Origin of the sequence: Clostridium sp. 1001271B_151109_B4, from assembly GCF_015670405.1 — a bacterium.
In the GTDB taxonomy this organism is placed as follows: Bacteria; Bacillota; Clostridia; order Clostridiales; family Clostridiaceae; genus Clostridium.
Genome location: NZ_JADPBQ010000015.1, coordinates 1 through 16,345, shown reverse-complemented (window position 1 = coordinate 16,345; position 16,345 = coordinate 1). Strand labels below are relative to the sequence as shown.

The 16,345-nt window shown below is 27.8% G+C and carries 15 protein-coding genes and 3 tRNA genes; 2 read left to right on the top strand and 16 right to left on the bottom strand.

Going from position 1 to position 16,345, the window contains the following annotated elements; all coding sequences use genetic code 11:
* Window positions 1-172: 172 nt before the first annotated feature.
* The 3 genes from I4V63_RS10980 to I4V63_RS10970 are packed head-to-tail and all read right to left on the bottom strand — an operon-like array spanning window position 173 to window position 3,114.
* On the bottom strand, window positions 173-1,459 hold the full coding sequence (locus I4V63_RS10980; RefSeq protein WP_196001298.1) for a M23 family metallopeptidase: 1,287 nt from the start codon (window positions 1,457-1,459) through the stop codon (window positions 173-175).
* A gap of 35 nt (window positions 1,460-1,494) precedes the next feature.
* Window positions 1,495-2,760 (bottom strand): hypothetical protein, encoded by a 1,266-nt coding sequence (locus I4V63_RS10975; RefSeq protein ID WP_196001297.1) that lies wholly within the window; start codon window positions 2,758-2,760, stop codon window positions 1,495-1,497.
* A gap of 6 nt (window positions 2,761-2,766) precedes the next feature.
* Window positions 2,767-3,114: a hypothetical protein gene (locus tag I4V63_RS10970; RefSeq protein ID WP_196001296.1), complete on the bottom strand. Its 348-nt coding sequence runs from the start codon at window positions 3,112-3,114 to the stop codon at window positions 2,767-2,769.
* 187 nt (window positions 3,115-3,301) lie between these two features.
* Between I4V63_RS10970 and I4V63_RS10965 the strand changes: the two genes are divergently transcribed.
* On the top strand, window positions 3,302-3,892 hold the full coding sequence (locus I4V63_RS10965; RefSeq protein ID WP_196001295.1) for an ECF transporter S component: 591 nt from the start codon (window positions 3,302-3,304) through the stop codon (window positions 3,890-3,892).
* A 222-nt stretch (window positions 3,893-4,114) separates the two neighbouring features.
* The gene (locus tag I4V63_RS10960) at window positions 4,115-4,297 is read left to right on the top strand and encodes an alpha/beta-type small acid-soluble spore protein (RefSeq protein ID WP_196001294.1); all 183 of its coding nucleotides are present in this window, start codon (window positions 4,115-4,117) and stop codon (window positions 4,295-4,297) included.
* Window positions 4,298-4,428: 131 nt separating this feature from the next.
* Here I4V63_RS10960 and I4V63_RS10955 read toward each other — a convergent pair whose 3' ends face one another.
* The 13 genes from I4V63_RS10955 to I4V63_RS10895 all read right to left on the bottom strand — a co-directional run bounded on the left by I4V63_RS10955 (window position 4,429) and on the right by I4V63_RS10895 (window position 16,344).
* Window positions 4,429-5,214, bottom strand: a complete 786-nt coding sequence (locus I4V63_RS10955; protein WP_196001293.1) for an endonuclease/exonuclease/phosphatase family protein — start codon at window positions 5,212-5,214, stop codon at window positions 4,429-4,431.
* 1 nt (window position 5,215) lies between these two features.
* The gene (locus I4V63_RS10950) at window positions 5,216-6,883 is read right to left on the bottom strand and encodes a PTS transporter subunit IIBC (protein WP_196001292.1); all 1,668 of its coding nucleotides are present in this window, start codon (window positions 6,881-6,883) and stop codon (window positions 5,216-5,218) included.
* 68 nt (window positions 6,884-6,951) lie between these two features.
* On the bottom strand, window positions 6,952-8,616 hold the full coding sequence (locus I4V63_RS10945; RefSeq protein WP_196001291.1) for an alpha-glucosidase: 1,665 nt from the start codon (window positions 8,614-8,616) through the stop codon (window positions 6,952-6,954).
* Window positions 8,617-8,871: 255 nt separating this feature from the next.
* Window positions 8,872-9,870 (bottom strand): LacI family DNA-binding transcriptional regulator, encoded by a 999-nt coding sequence (locus I4V63_RS10940; RefSeq protein ID WP_196001290.1) that lies wholly within the window; start codon window positions 9,868-9,870, stop codon window positions 8,872-8,874.
* Window positions 9,871-10,006: 136 nt separating this feature from the next.
* Window positions 10,007-11,059, bottom strand: a complete 1,053-nt coding sequence (asrC, locus tag I4V63_RS10935) for a sulfite reductase subunit C (RefSeq protein ID WP_196001289.1) — start codon at window positions 11,057-11,059, stop codon at window positions 10,007-10,009.
* A 13-nt stretch (window positions 11,060-11,072) separates the two neighbouring features.
* A complete protein-coding gene (gene asrB / locus I4V63_RS10930) occupies window positions 11,073-11,864 on the bottom strand; it encodes an anaerobic sulfite reductase subunit AsrB (RefSeq protein WP_196001288.1) in 792 nt (263 codons plus the stop codon).
* The gene (asrA, locus tag I4V63_RS10925) at window positions 11,864-12,901 is read right to left on the bottom strand and encodes an anaerobic sulfite reductase subunit AsrA (protein WP_196001287.1); all 1,038 of its coding nucleotides are present in this window, start codon (window positions 12,899-12,901) and stop codon (window positions 11,864-11,866) included. Before asrA ends, asrB begins: the two co-directional genes overlap by 1 nt.
* A 421-nt stretch (window positions 12,902-13,322) precedes the next feature.
* Complete coding sequence (locus tag I4V63_RS10920; RefSeq protein ID WP_196001286.1) at window positions 13,323-14,114, bottom strand: ABC-2 family transporter protein; 792 nt, start codon at window positions 14,112-14,114, stop codon at window positions 13,323-13,325.
* A gap of 5 nt (window positions 14,115-14,119) precedes the next feature.
* Window positions 14,120-14,827, bottom strand: a complete 708-nt coding sequence (locus I4V63_RS10915; protein WP_243280489.1) for an ABC-2 family transporter protein — start codon at window positions 14,825-14,827, stop codon at window positions 14,120-14,122.
* Window positions 14,828-14,941: 114 nt separating this feature from the next.
* Window positions 14,942-15,940 (bottom strand): ATP-binding cassette domain-containing protein, encoded by a 999-nt coding sequence (locus I4V63_RS10910; protein ID WP_196001284.1) that lies wholly within the window; start codon window positions 15,938-15,940, stop codon window positions 14,942-14,944.
* A gap of 169 nt (window positions 15,941-16,109) precedes the next feature.
* A tRNA-Lys gene (locus I4V63_RS10905) sits at window positions 16,110-16,185 on the bottom strand.
* A gap of 5 nt (window positions 16,186-16,190) precedes the next feature.
* Window positions 16,191-16,265 (bottom strand) — tRNA-Gln (locus I4V63_RS10900).
* 3 nt (window positions 16,266-16,268) lie between these two features.
* Window positions 16,269-16,344 (bottom strand) — tRNA-His (locus I4V63_RS10895).
* Window position 16,345: the final 1 nt, after the last annotated feature.

Below are 16,345 nucleotides of genomic sequence, written 5' to 3'. Positions count from 1 at the left end.
TAAAACCCCACACAATCACTTATTCCCTTTCTTAAGTGATTGTAATCCCTTAACCTGTGCATTTTGCACAGGTTTTTTTATTTTAATTTTTATAAACTAAAAACTACCTAAGTATTATTTTCTTTATTATATTTAATTATTCAAAAAGCTGTATCATTAAAGATACAGCTTTTTAATATGGTATGTAATTTAATGGATCAACTGCTTCTCCATTGATTCTTATTTCGAAATGCAAATGGGGGCCTGTACTATTTCCAGTTGAACCTACAGTAGCAATAACATCACCTTGCTTAACTGTATCACCATAATCAACCTCTAAAGTTTGTGCATGGGGATATAATGTTTGTACCCCATTCCCATGTCCTAAAATAATTGTATTTCCATAGCCAGTAATCCATCCTGAATATTCAACTACTCCACTTTTAGATGCTTTAATAGGATCTCCATAATTCCCAGCATAATCTATACCTTTATGCAATTTATATTCTCCAGTAACTGGATTTATCCTATAACCATAATAACTAGTAATTCTACCAGAGATAGGTCTTAAAAAACCACTTTCCGTTTGTAGGTTATTATCTACGTCATTACTCCCATTACTACCGCTAACATTATTTATTATCCTATCAAGTTCTGCTTCTAATTCTTCATTATGTGACTCTAACTCTGCTATTTCACTATTAATCTTTTCACTATCATTTTCTAAAGCAACAATATTATTTTGCTTTTCTCGTTGAATTGCTAAAAGTTCATTTTTCTTACTTTCCTCTTCCTTTTGAATTGCAACAACTTTATTTTTGACTTCTATTATACCACTTTGCTTGTCTTCTATTACTGCTTGAGCTTCTTCTTGCTCTGTAATTTTAAGTTCTATTTGTGCAATTTCATCTGAAATAATTTGTTGATTTTCCTTATAGCTCTTAATTAGTTTTTTATCAAAATTTATTATTTGATTTATGTTGTCTAAATTTTGAAAAATTTCAAATATATTCTTACTTCTAATTAACATGTAAATATATTGTTTTGATAAATCAACTTTATAAACACTTCTAACTCGCGCGTCTAATAATTCTTTAATTCTACTCTCTTCCTCTTTCAGTTCTATAATATAGTTTTCTTTATTTTCAACCTCTAATTTGCTTTCATTTATAGAATTAATCAGCTCAGAAATTTCACTTTGCATATTATCTATTTGTTTTTGATATTCACTTATTTCAAGTTGAAGTGCATATAATTCATTTTCCTTTTCAGTAATATTATCCTCTAAGTCGTTAATTTCATCTTTTTTATCTTGAATTTCATTATTTAAATTGTATTTTTCATCTTTTAAACTTTCAATTTTACTTTTATTATCTTCTATCTCATTTTTAATTGAATCACTTTTTTCAGCAAAAACATAATTTGTATTAACTAACAATATAATTAATACTGCATAAATAATTTTGTTTTTAAACTTCATATCTCCCCCATATTATAATCATTCGATTTAAAACTTCACTCTATTTCAATCTTCTGTATTCCAGTTATTCTAAAATTATCATTAATATATTCTAATGCTAATATAAATGAACTTTCATTAGGTGTTTTTAAAAATGGTAATAATTTCTTGTAAATATTATAATTCACCTTTGTTACAACACTTGCCTTATAAGTACTATCTTCATATTTAAAATCACTTTTTTCAATTTCTACATTCATATCTGTAATTTCATAGTTATTAGAAAATAGTAATGTTTTTTCGTTTATATAATTATATACTAAATCTTTAACCCCATCGGTACAATTAAGTATATTTTCCTTATTTCTTTTATTTAAACTTTCAAATGCAGATTCATAAAACTTATTAATATCTTTACTTATGATATTCATCAACTCATCATTTACCATGTTTATATCTAGCTTAATATATTCCTGATTACTTATATTTTCTTCATCACTCTCTATAATTCCCCAAGGAAATTCTCTCTGTAATTTAATTACTATATCTTTCCCCTTAGGTATAGGCCCAAAGTTTTTAATATCATTTGATAACAAACCTGTATCTTGATTATTTATTAATACTTTTGCATCCTCAAAATTAGAATATAAAGTAACATAATTCCCATCAATATTAAGTTCGAACTTTTTATCTTCAAATATGCTTATATTAATTTCATTAGAAATATCACCATATTCTGTTTCATAAGTGTATTTAACCTCATAAATACCAGGAATAACATCAAACTCAGCAAAATCCTGCAAGTTAAACTTTTTATCCTCAAATTCAACTTTTACATTATTAATATCTGTAGCAAATTCAATTTCAACAGTATCTAAATCAATATAATACTTTTTATAAAATAATCCTTGTTTACTTTTTATTTTAAAATTTGCATACTCGCCACTTTTTCGCAATTCATTTATCAATTTTTTAATTTTATCTTCATTTCCACTATAATACCTAATGAGAGGATTAAAATCATTTTTAGCTACTTTTTCATCTTTTACTCTTATAATTTTAGCAATCTTAGAGCTATTTTCTGTTAGTAATGATTTTTTTAAATTATTTAACATTTCCTCTTTACTTATATTTATTGCATTGAATAATATAAATCCCAAAATTATTATAAAAGAAATTAATGAAATACTAATGAGCTTAGTTCTATTTACCACTTCTATTATTCCTAATTCTTTTATATTTTTTACATCACTTATTTTATTTTCTATATAAACTTTACATTTCTTGACTATATCCTTAAATATAATATTTATTTTAGTCATTTAATACTACTCCAAAATATCTATAATCCATTTTCCACAATCAACGCACTTATATAATCTTATTACGAATAAGTCCATTATTCCCTCTTGTACCATTATAGCATTACTCTCAAGCTCTTCCTTAGTTATAAATTCATCATTTTCATTTATGAATCCCTGAATTTCTACTATATAATTTTTATTAGTTTTATTACAACATTCATTTTCACCAACACATTCAATTTCATCATAATTTAAAGAATTTTGTAGTTCTTCAATTATAGGAATTATATCTTCATATTCATTTATATTATCTAAAAAGTCCTCTTCATTAAAATTTAAATCTTTAATACTAAATAATCTCATTTTCTTCATCTCCTTGTATAATTACTTTACACTTTCATAATATACTACATTTCCTATGCTATTCAACATTTTATTTCATTATTCAGCATTTTATTTATTTATATTACTAATAATACTTGAATAATTTATTACTTTATATTAAATTAATGTTTGGATATAGTTATAAAATTTCAATAATAAATTAGGAGAGAGATAGATGAAAAATAAAAAAAATTCTAGCTCTAAGACTAGAAGACTTGTTCTCATAGGAGCTCTAGGTGGAATTTCAATATTCCTTGGTGTAAGCGGATTAGGATTAATACGTTTACCAATATTCAGTCTTACTATTATGCATATTCCAGTAATTATAGGGGCATTATTAGAAGGCCCAGTTGTTGGAATATCAGTAGGTTTGATTTTTGGATTATTTTCAATGTATCAAAATATTACTGCTCCCGGCTTAACTTCTTTTATATTCTGGAATCCCATTGTAGCCTTAATTCCAAGAATGTTAATTGGTATTGTAGCTTATTATTCATTTAAACTATTTAAAAACAAAATCAAAAATACAGGAGTTTGTGTTGGGATAGCTGCGGTTTTAGGTACATTAACTAATACAATTGGTGTGTTAGGATTAACTTATATTCTATATCTTGATAAATATGCACAAGCTAGAGAGATTTCAAGAGAAGCTGTTGCTGGTACTTTACTTACCACTGGATTGACAAATGGAATTCCTGAAGCTATCGCTTCAGCACTAATAACAATTCCAATAGTCGTTACAATGCTTAAATTAAAAAGAAACTAACTATTTTTAAATGCACATTTTGATAAAATATTTATCGAAGTGTGCATTTAATTTTCTTTGTAAAATCCATTTTCCATATATCGGTTAATATATTATTTTATCCCTCTAATTCCTTTACTTTTATAGATTATATAAATTACTTCTACACATAATACTAGTGTAAGTAAAAGTGATTACTTACAAAGGAAAATAAATATTAATTTATTTAAAGGAGGGTCTTTTATGGCTCAAAAGTTAGTACCAGAAGCAAAAAACGGATTATCAAAATTTAAGAATGAAGTAGCAAGCGAAATGGGTGTTCCTTTCACAGACTACAACGGAAGCTTAACTTCTAAACAATGCGGAAGTGTTGGTGGAGAAATGGTTAAGAGAATGGTTGAACAATACGAACAAGGAATGAAATAACTAACTCCACAAAAAAATAAGTTAATAAAATTAGATAGTGTAAATATTGTATAATATTTACACTATCTTCCTTTTTCTTTATATTGATAATAACTTTTATTTACAACTATAAAAGAATATCATACTCACATTTATACTAAAACTTCTACCCCATAGTGATCTGAAATAATATCTTTATTCACTCCATTAAATATAACTTTAGACTCTAAAACCTTTATCTCTCTATTTGTAAGTATTAAATCTAATCTTTTGTCTTCTTCTTGCATTTCCCACCCTGCAATTTTACCTCTTACTGTAACACCATTATCTTTCTCATTAGCCATTACATAAGTATCTTTTAATCCTAATTCTATTAAATAATCATAACCCTCATTTCTTACATATGCATTATTGTTAAAATCACCCATAACAAAGGCCATTCTATCATTATTTATATTTTCAATAAGCATATCAGCATGATATTTGAAAGGTTCTATATCATCATTCCACCATCCTGTATGACAACTATAAAAATCAACATCATTACCTTCAACATTAACTGTAATACTTAAAATTTTTCTACTTCGATAATTTTTTTTATTATCACTTTTAGAAATATAAAAGGCTTTAGTATCTTTTATTTCATGTTTAGTTAATATTGCTACTCCTTCTTCATATATATCATAACCTATATGAGAGTAATCCCATATAAAGTTATATTTATTTTCATCAATTTTATTTAACTCTTGAATTAATAACTGTACAAAATTATCCTCTTTTATCATAGCATGTAATAATTTCGAATTTATACTTTGACTAACCTCTTGAAGAGCTATAACATCATATTGTTTTTCTTTTATTACTTTAGCTAAATATCTAATTTTTTCAATTTGATCATCTTCTTGCCATGAATGACAATTTAAAGTTAAAAGTTTCATATTATACTCCTATTATATCTTGAATATCAGACTTTAACACATCTGCCTTTGGACCATATATTGCTTGCACTCCACTATCTTTTAATATTAATCCTAAAGCACCATTTTTCTTCCACTCTTTTTCTTCTGCTACTTTTGCAATATCTTTTACAGTAACTCTTAATCTTGTCATACAAGCATCTACATCCTCAATATTTTCCTTTTCTCCTAATAAAGAAATTATTTTTATAGCTAATGTATCATTAGATATTATTTTATCTACAGCTACTTCTTTAACTTCTTCACTACCTTTTTCTTCATCATAGTTTCCTAAACGTCCTGGAGTAGGTATTTTAAACTTTTTAATACAGAAATTAAATACTCCAAAATTAAGTCCAAAGAATGCTAAACATGCAATTATAAAGTTTATAACATCTCCAACTAATCCTGCATTAACAAGCATTGGTATACGCGTTATAAGTTCAATTGCTCCAAATGCATGAACTCTTAAATTTATTATATCTGCTAATGCAAATGCTAAACCTGCAAGTATTGCATAAACTACATAAAGTATTGGTGATATAAACATAAATAAGAATTCTATTGGTTCACTTACACCTGTTAAAAATACTGCTAATCCTATAGATATAAACATAGACTTATATTTTTTCTTTTTATCTGCATCAACATTTCTATACATTGCAAACGCAACCCCTAATAATGATGCTGTTGATAAAATTACTTGACCTGCTTTAAATCTTGCTGGCACTACTGTAGCTAACAAATTATTGTACTCTGTCATATTTCCTGCTGATTTAAAGTTAATTAAATCTGTTATCCACGCAAACCATAAAGGGTCTTGCCCAGCAATTACTGTTCCAGCAGCTGCTCCAGTTAATGAAGTATATACCCCACCTAATTCAGTATAGTTAACTGGAATAGTAAGCATATGATGCAACCCAAATGGAAGTAATAAACGTTCTAGTGTTCCATATATAAATGGCGCTAAAACTGGTGCTGTATCTTTTGAATTTGCAAGCCAAATACCAAAGTTATTTAATGCGCCTTGTGCAAAAGGCCAAACTACTGATAAAACTAATGCTGCAACTGTTGACCATAAAATAACAACAAAAGGAACAAATCTCTTACCATTAAAAAAGCTTAAGGCTTGTGGCAATTTATTGTAATTATAGTATTTATTAAATAACGTTGCCCCTAAGAAACCTGAAATAATACCTATAAATACACCCATATTAAGTGCTGGTGATCCTAAAATACTTGTAAAGTAATCTGGAACTGTTAATGTTGCACCTAGTAAAGACTTAACTGTTGCTGTACTATCAGATAACATTTCTGTACTTACACCAAAAATTGCCCCTGTAATACGATTAATTAACACAAATGATAATAACCCTGCAAAAGCTCCCCCCGCTCTTTCTTTAGCCCATGATCCACCTATTGCAACTGCAAATAATATATGGAGATTTCCAATAATCCCCCATCCTATATTATCCATAATCCTAGATATAGCTTGTATTATATCAGCTTCAAAATACATTCCTAGAAGCTTACCAAAAGTAATCATTAATCCTGCTGCCGGCATAACAGCTATAACTACTAATAAAGCCTTTCCAAACTTTTGCCAAAAATCAAATGATAATAATTTACCCTTTTTCTTTGTTTTACCCATTTTAATTCCCCTTTTTTCCATTTGCAATTCACTTTACTGCAAATATTTTAATTATTAAATATATTTTTTTATTTTATAACCTTATAAATTCTTGCTTCATATGGTCTTAAATCAAATTCAGTTTCTAAACCATGTTTTTCAACAATATAATTGCTTAATAATAATCCATCACTACTAAGGTCAATATTATAAGAATACGTAACATTATCATGAGATAAATTAACTATTATTACAAACCTCTCTTCTCCCATTATTCTCGTATAAGCATATATTTTTTCATGATCTTCTAATATTAACTCATAGCTTCCATATATAAGAGTTTTATTTTCTTTTCTTATGTTAATCATTTTTTTATAGAAATTTAAAATTGAATTTTCATCTTTTAATTGATCTTCTACATTTATATATTTATAATTCTTATTTATATTGATCCATGGCTTTCCACTAGTAAAGCCTGAATTTTCACTACTATCCCACTGCATTGGCGTACGAGAATTATCTCTTGATACTGCCCATACATATTTTAATGCTTCTTCATTACTTAATCCTTGTTCTACCTTTTCCTTATAGATATTTATTCCCTTAACATCGTTATAATCATAAATAGAATCAAATTTTACATTTGTCATTCCTATTTCTTGTCCTTGGTAAATAAAAGGCGTTCCTTGTTGCATAAAATACATAAGCGCAAAAGCAGTTGCACATTCTTTTAAATACTCTTGATCATTCCCCCAAGTCGATGTAACTCTTGGAATATCATGATTTTCTATGTATAATGCATTCCACCCTTTTCCATATAAAGCTTTTTGCCATTTCGTTAATACTTTCTTGTAATTTCTAACACTAAAATTATTTTCACTTTCAGCTCCCCATAAATGTAAGTGCTCGAATTGGAATATCATATTGAATTTTCCCTCTCTTTCTCCCACCCACAAATCTGCTTCTTCTGCTTCTACTCCATTAGCTTCTCCTACAGTCATAATGTCATAATTATCGAAAGTTCTTTCCTTAAGCTCTTTTAAATATTTATGAATTCCAGAAACATTCATGTGTTTATCAAATGATTCTACATATTTTAATCCTTTAGGATTTGGCATATCCCCTAAACCGTCTTCTTTTTTAATATGACTTATTGCATCTACTCTGAATCCATCAATCCCTTTATCTAACCACCAATTTATCATTGAATAAATAGCTTCTCTTACTTCTTTATTATCCCAATTTAAATCAGGTTGTTTCTTAGTAAACAAATGCAAGAAATACTCTTCTGTATTTTTATCAAACTCCCATGCAGATCCTTTAAAAATACTTTCCCAATTATTAGGCTCTTTATTATCTTTTCCAGCTCTCCAAATATACCAATCTCTTTTTGGATTATCTTTTGATGACTTTGATTCTATAAACCATTTATGTTCATCACTTGTATGGTTTACAACTAAATCAATTATCACTTTCATCTCTCTATCATGTGCTTCTTTAAGCAATTCATCAAAATCGTTCATATCACCAAAATCGTCCATAATATCTTGATAATCACTAATATCATATCCATTATCATCATTTGGAGACTTATACATAGGACATATCCAAATAACATCAATCCCCAAATTCTTTAAATAATCTAACTTCGATGTTATTCCCTTTAAATCCCCAATTCCATCACCATTAGAATCTTTAAAACTTCTTGGATATATTTGATACCCAACTGCTTCTTTCCACCAAACTCTTTCCATATTTCCACCCCTAATTTATGCAATCGGTTGCACAATCATTTAAATAATATGTACAGTTTCATAACTGTACATGCTTTATAGAAAAGCCTTTTAGCTTATCTTTATTTGTTTGTTTTATATTTCCTGAATTTAATATAACATTTTCAGAAATTGTTTACAACACTAATTACAGCCAAATTTTTTCAAATTTTACGATTACATTCAATTATCTCTTTTTTTCTTCCATTAATGCAATCGGTTGCACAATTTATATATTTACTTCAAAGATTCTCTCTCTATTAAATTTGTTTCTATAACATGATAACCTTTATTTTCTCTGTTCTCCAACTTATCTATAATTAACTTTATTGCATATCTCCCCAATTTTTCAGAATTTATATCTACTGAAGCTAAGGGTGGATTTTTATATTGAGCTAAAGGAATATTATTAAATCCAACAACAGATATATCATTATAACCTAATTCTTCTATTGCTCGTTGTACCCCAAAACCTAATAAATCATCTGCGGCAATAATAGCATTAACTTTATTTTTCTCTAGAATCCTATGCGTTGCAATATACCCTTCTTCTTCAGTAAAACTTTTCATTTCAAGTATTAAATCATTATTAATTTCCATATTTCTGCTATACATGGCTTGTTTGTATCCATTTAATCTATCTTTTGAAACATTTATATCCGGTTTAGCACCAATAAATGCAATTGTTTTATTTCCTCTTTCAATTAACTTTTGAGTTAAATTATATACAGCTGCAAAATTATCATTATCAACCCACAAAACACCTTCTATTTGTTCCGGTCTACCTATTACAACAAAAGGAAATTGTTTTTCCTTTAAATAATTAATAGTAATATCATTCTCTTTTACATTAAAAAGACATAACCCATCTACAAGGTTGCCTTCTGTTACTTTCCTTACCCATTCCTCTTCATCAGCTTTTTTATCTTTAAATGCATACATAATATAATAATCCTCTTTTTCTGCATACATACTAATTCCCTTCATTGCTTGTACAAAAAATGGGTTTTCAAATGAAACCTCTGCTCCACCCGTCAATAGAACAGCTAATATTTTAGTTCTATTATTAGCTAATCCTCTTGCCACTATACTAGGCGTATAATTTAATTTTTTTATAGCTTCATTTACCTTTTCCTTAGTTTCTTCGCTTATTTTTGCGCTATTTGCCAAGACCCTAGAAACTGTAGACGTTGCCACTTGTGCTTCTCTTGCCACATCCTTTATTGTTACCTTCATACTTAATACCTCTCATTTATAATATTAAAATCATTATATTATAAATTTTTAGTAAAATAAATAGTAGCACTTTATAATATTTAATAGTTGTAAATTAAATATTTTATCATGCTACTATTTTTATCTATTTTTATATTTAATTATCTTTAATAGGTCTAGTTGTACTTATTGATTTATGCTTGCTTATAGCTTTAACGTTTATATTAGATCTATACTCTGTTTCTGCCCAATATATATTTTCTGCAACTAACGCTTCTTTATTAAGCTCAACACCATCTAAAATAATTTCTTTAAACTTATTATATCCAGCTCTATCTATTAAATGTCCACCATGTAAATATTCCGGTTTATAATCTAACGCCCAAGCTGAGAACTTTTGCCAATTTGCAAATATTCCAAGAACCGTTTCTTCACTTGCAAAGTTAACAAATGTTTTACCCATTCTAGGATTTTGTTTACCAGTTCTACCACCTATAACTATTCTATAGAACTTTTTAGGACTACGTGTCCATGCACTTGTTGGACATGCTAATACACATTCACCACATCCTACGCAACAACATGGGTCTTTATCTACTAATCCATTTTCATTTAAACTTAATACTCTTGTTGCATGATGATCACATGCTTTTACACAAGCTCCACATCCAATACATCTTTCCTTATGGTATTCCATTCTAGCTTGACCAATTACCCCAAAATCTTGGAAGTGAGCCTTACCACAGTCATTAGGACAACCTGCAATTGATACCTTAATATGATAATGTGATGGGAATATTAAGTTTTCTACCTTTGTTGCTAATTCCTTAGTATTTATATTTCCTTTTATACAATGTGTATTCCCTATACATGCCATTATATTTCTAGCACCTATTGTAGGATATCCCTTATCATCTATAGGCATATTACAATTACATTCATCAACTTCTACTTCTTTAATATATTCTTTAATATATTCATTAACTGATTCTATATTTTCATATTTTATTCCTGGAACATTAAAAGTTTGTCTCATTCCCATGTGGAAAGTTCCATTCCCCCAAGTTAATGCTATATGTTCTACATCACTTAAGTATTTTGCATTTATTGTTCCCCCTGGAATACGCATTTGTAACATAAATTCTCCAGGAACTTTTGATTGACGGAAACAATTTATTCTAGTCTTCTTTATATCTATATCGTGATTCATAATATAATTCCTCCTAATCTAATAAATTCTTTGCTTTAGTATAATTAAATACAGGACCTTCTAGACAAACATAAGTTTCATCTACTCTACAATGTCCACATTTTCCTACTGCACAAGACATTTTTCTTTCAAAAGAAACATATATTTTATCTTCTGGAACTCCTAACTTTACAAATTCTAAAGATGTAAATTTCATCATCATTGGTGGCCCTACTATTATTACTTCATAATTATCTCCAAATTTTTCGAATGGTAACTTAGATAAATGTGTTGTAACTAATCCACTTTCAAATCCTTCTTTTTCACCTTTATCTAATGTATATATAGTATCAAATTTTTCTTTCCATAATGCTAGTTCATCTTTAAAAAGAACTGAGTTTTCATCTTTAAAACCACATATTAAATTAACACTTTTTGTATATGTTTCATCATTAAAAAACATATTTATCATACTTCTTACTGGAGCAACCCCTGTTCCTCCTGCTACTATAATTACATTTTTATCTTTTAATTTTTCAACTGGCCATCCCTTACCATAAGAACCTCTTAAAAATAATGTATCTCCTGGTTGTAAAGTGAAAATTTTCTCTGTTACTTTTCCTACTGAACGAATAGTAAACTCTAAATATCCATCACCAAACCCACTAACTGATATCGGAGCTTCTCCAACTTTAGGAATTGATAATTGTAAAAACTGTCCATGTTCAACTTTAATATCAGTTTCAACTTTAAATGTATATTCTAAATTACTTTCTTTTCTTATATCAATAATTTTATATGCTTTTGGTGTTAATATATTGCTCATTAATTTTTACCTCCAACAATTTCTTTAACTGCCTTATCTACTTTGTTTATAGTTGCTGTAATAGAAATATGTTCTGGACATCTATCTGTACATCTTCCACAACCTACACACATGTGATTATCTCCAAATTGTTCTTTATAATCATGTATTTTATGTAATACCTTATATCTCATTTTATCGCCAGCAGTAGTTCTAAATTTGTGTCCTCCTGCCATTTCATCAAACCCATCAATATGGCAAGATGCCTGTACTCTTTTTCTTTCTCCAACATTAGCATTTTCATTGTAAATTATATCTCTAGTTGTATAGCAAGAACATGTTGGACAAGCTACAGTACAGCTTCCACATTGAATACATCTTTTATCATACTCTTTCCATACTGAATGTTCTTTTAATTTATTTAATACTTCCTTACTTTCTATTTCTGGAAGATTAACCTCTGCCATATTCTTCTCTATAAATTTAAGTTCAAATTCTTCTTTAGCACAATCTGTGAAATACTTATCAAACTCGTTATCATTAATGTTAAATAATGCTGAATTTTCATCAAATCTCACAGCTAAGCTATAATCATCTGTTTTGTTACTTCCCATTGTTGTACAAAAACAAGTATCAAATCCTTCAACACACTCTATACAGACAAACTTAACCTTTTCTCTAATTCTTTTATAAAAGACGTCTTCAAATCCACCATTTTCTAAGTAAATTTTATCTTGTCTTTTTTGTGCATTTATATCACAAGGTCTTGCAAATATTAATATTTTTTTATCACCATATGGATTTTTACTTTCTCTAAATTCATCTTCAGTAAAAAAGTATAACGTTTGATTAATTGGTGTAATTAATTCTTTTGCTGGATATGTCGATTTTTCTTTATAAACAATTTCTTGAAAAGAATTAACTTCACCATACTTAATTATATCTGTATCTGAATATCTGCCTTGTTTTAAGAATCTTTTTGGTGCATATATCATATACTCCTTTTTTAATTCTTCAAATAAATTATTTACTTCATTTGATAACAATTTATATCCCATATCTATTCCTCCGACACTATATTTTAAGATTATAAAAATTTTTATCTACAATCTCACTATACTACTTTCGTTATTAAATTAACAATCGAAGTTTATCATAATTACCATTTAAAATTTTTATAACCACCTTTTTCCAATCGGTTCTTTAGAGAATTTATCTATATCATATCGATTTCAAATTCATTAATCAGTAACACTGTAGAAATATTTGTTAACGTATACACTCGAACTGTGAAACTCTTAATTTACATGATATACTAAAAATTATATGCATATAATTTTTTCATGTATTTGCTTCTATTATTTTTACGCCAATCTAAAAACTTTCTAAAACCACAAGTAAAAGTTATGGTATTTTAAATACAAAAAAAGATTATATTAAATAAATATTAATATAACCTTTTTGTATATTTCTTATATTTTAGCTTCCACTACTTTCATATCTACTAATACCTATCAACCATATTCTATAAGCTACTAACAAACTAACAATACCTATAATACAAGTCATCAAAACTCCTGAAACGAAACTTTCTTTTCCTAGTAAATATGCACTAGGAAAATATCCTGTAAATGCAAAAGGAATTATAAATGTTAATATCCTCCTAATCCATGCTGGATAAATAGTTATTGGATATTTAACAAATCCACTTAATTGATACACCATAAAAAGATAACTTTGTGCAAATTTAACCCAAAATGCTATAGATGCAACAGCAAGTTTTATAGCTGTATAAATAAAACTCGCAAATATAATAACAATGACTAATGATATTATCTTTATAGCAGTAACCTCAACACCTAATTTAATCCATGAAAATATCAAAAGAATACTTCCTATAATTATCTCACCAAATCCATCTGGTTGAAATTTCTCCACTATAACTTGAAATAAGGGATTTAATGGCCTTACTAAATACTTATCAAATTTACCTTCAACTATTGTTTGCCAACTAAATATCCAAAGCTGATCCGTAAATACATGATCTATTCCTCTAGGAATTTGAGCAAAACCATATATAAATAATATTTCATAAAAACTCCATCCCTTTAATGATGGTATATTATTAAATATTAACCCTATAAAAATAACACCTATAGATTGTACAAATAAAAAACCTATAAGTCCTAAAATAAAATCCGCTCTATACTCTATCAAGGTCTTGATATATTGTTGTAAAAACTTTTTATATAATTTGCAATACTTCCTCATACATCTTAACCTCCTAAAATAGTTAAATTTTTAATCAAAGCCTTCCACATTTTCTTAGAAATTATCATAAGTACTATTACCCAAAATATCTGTAATCCTAATGCAATTAAAATATCTACTCCCCTAATCTTTCCTAAATAAATCATTGTCGGAGTATAAATCGATGAACTAAATGGTAATAAATTAATTATTCCCTGCGCCCATTTAGGGAAAAATGCTATTGGAATTAACATACCTGACAATAAATTGACTACGGCTTGCATTATTTGTGACAACCCCCACATATTTGTTATTTTAAAAGCAATAAGTCCAAATATATAACTAAAGTAAAAGTTAATAAATATCCCTATAATAACACTTAAAAAATATAATAATATTCTTACAACACTTAAATAGCCAAAAAATTTATAATATAAAATTGTAGTTATAGAAAATGTAATTATAAAAATTATAATAAAATTATATAGTACATTCCCTAATCCTTGAAATAACATTCTTTTTTCATAATTCAGCGGTCTAACTAAATTTATTGCAATAGATCCATCCTTAACTTCACTTGAAATATCATGACTAATATCAACACTTATCATAACTGAAGTAATAAATGATATAAAAATATAAATTATCATTTCATTAAATCCAAATCCATTTAATATACTTTCACTACTACTTTCATAAATAGCTTTCCATAAATAGTATGTTACAGCTAACATAAGCAAATCGCCAAACATAAAGAAAAGTACATTAGCTTTATAGGATATTAATCTTTGAAAAACATTCCTAGTAAAGGGGATATAAGTCCTATATTTCTTCAATTCAAACATCGATTACACCTCATTTTTATACATTTTCTTTACAATGTCCTCTATACTTGTTTCTTTAATAGCAAAGTCTACTACAGTTAAATTTTTAATTACTCTACTTATTATCTCTGAAGAAGATATCTTATTTATATTAAATGTAATATATAATTTACTTTCTTTAAAATCTATTTTAAAATCTTTATCTTCACATATATCATCAAAAATATTTAAGTTTTCTAAAGAAATTTCCTCTTTTACTTGTATTTCTACTGTTGCTAAATATCCATACTCCTCCTTAACCCCTTTAATCTCTCCATCATATATTTTCTTACCTTTATCAATAATAATAATCCTATTACAAAGTTCCTCAATATCATCTAAATCATGAGTAGTCAATATAATAGTTGTACCATATTTAAAATTGATTTCTTTTATTGCTTTACGAACATTTTCTTTTACAACTACATCTAATCCTATTGTAGGTTCATCAAGATATATTACCTTTGGATTATGTATAAGTGCAGCTGCCAAATCTGCCCTCATTCTCTGACCTAAAGATAAAGTTCTAACTGGACTTAAAAAGAATTCCTCTAATCCTAAAACTCCCTTTAAGAATTTCATTCTCTCTTCAAAATCCTCATCACTTACATCATATATATCCTTTAATAATGAAAAAGTCTCAGATATAGGAAGATCCCACCATAGCTGAGTCTTTTGTCCAAAAACAACTCCAATATTTTTCGCATTTTCCTCTCTATTTTCATAAGGTACTAGGCCATTAACAAAAACCCTTCCATTTGTAGGTGTTAAAATACCAGTCATCATTTTTATAGTTGTTGATTTTCCTGCTCCATTTGCTCCAATATATCCAACTATCTCCCCATCATTTATTTCAAAACTAATGTCATCCACAGCTCTTTTAGTTATATACTCTGTAGAAAAAAATGATTTAATAGCACCTTTAAACCCTGGATATTTTTTATTACTTTTAAATTCTTTGCTTAAATTCTCAACCCGTATCATAAACTCACCTATCCTTATTATTTTCATATAAATTTTATACTAATCTCTTTATGATTTCTGTAGTATTTAATAATTTTGTTTCATCTCACAATATTTTTGTAATATTTAACAATATTTTTTGTAATATTTAACAACAAAAAAAAGCAACTAAGAAAATTCTTAGTTGCTTTGGTGGCTTACCGGGGAATCGAACCCCGGACACCTTGATTAAAAGTCAAGTGCTCTACCGACTGAGCTAGTAAACCAAATATGGCAGGGATAGCAGGATTCGAACCTACGAATACCACAGTCAAAGTGTGGTGCCTTACCGCTTGGCGATATCCCTAAATGGGGTGAACGATGGGACTCGAACCCACGACAACCAGTGCCACAAACTGGCGCTCTACCAACTGAACTACGTTCACC

Coding starts and splice junctions, on each gene's coding strand:
- I4V63_RS10980 (WP_196001298.1), bottom strand. CDS start 1,459: ATGAAGTTTAAAAACAAAATTATTTATGCAGTATTAATTATATTGTTA.
- I4V63_RS10975 (WP_196001297.1), bottom strand. CDS start 2,760: ATGACTAAAATAAATATTATATTTAAGGATATAGTCAAGAAATGTAAA.
- I4V63_RS10970 (WP_196001296.1), bottom strand. CDS start 3,114: ATGAAGAAAATGAGATTATTTAGTATTAAAGATTTAAATTTTAATGAA.
- I4V63_RS10965 (WP_196001295.1), top strand. CDS start 3,302: ATGAAAAATAAAAAAAATTCTAGCTCTAAGACTAGAAGACTTGTTCTC.
- I4V63_RS10960 (WP_196001294.1), top strand. CDS start 4,115: ATGGCTCAAAAGTTAGTACCAGAAGCAAAAAACGGATTATCAAAATTT.
- I4V63_RS10955 (WP_196001293.1), bottom strand. CDS start 5,214: ATGAAACTTTTAACTTTAAATTGTCATTCATGGCAAGAAGATGATCAA.
- I4V63_RS10950 (WP_196001292.1), bottom strand. CDS start 6,883: ATGGGTAAAACAAAGAAAAAGGGTAAATTATTATCATTTGATTTTTGG.
- I4V63_RS10945 (WP_196001291.1), bottom strand. CDS start 8,616: ATGGAAAGAGTTTGGTGGAAAGAAGCAGTTGGGTATCAAATATATCCA.
- I4V63_RS10940 (WP_196001290.1), bottom strand. CDS start 9,870: ATGAAGGTAACAATAAAGGATGTGGCAAGAGAAGCACAAGTGGCAACG.
- asrC (WP_196001289.1), bottom strand. CDS start 11,059: ATGAATCACGATATAGATATAAAGAAGACTAGAATAAATTGTTTCCGT.
- asrB (WP_196001288.1), bottom strand. CDS start 11,864: ATGAGCAATATATTAACACCAAAAGCATATAAAATTATTGATATAAGA.
- asrA (WP_196001287.1), bottom strand. CDS start 12,901: ATGGGATATAAATTGTTATCAAATGAAGTAAATAATTTATTTGAAGAA.
- I4V63_RS10920 (WP_196001286.1), bottom strand. CDS start 14,114: ATGAGGAAGTATTGCAAATTATATAAAAAGTTTTTACAACAATATATC.
- I4V63_RS10915 (WP_243280489.1), bottom strand. CDS start 14,827: ATGTTAGCTGTAACATACTATTTATGGAAAGCTATTTATGAAAGTAGT.
- I4V63_RS10910 (WP_196001284.1), bottom strand. CDS start 15,940: ATGATACGGGTTGAGAATTTAAGCAAAGAATTTAAAAGTAATAAAAAA.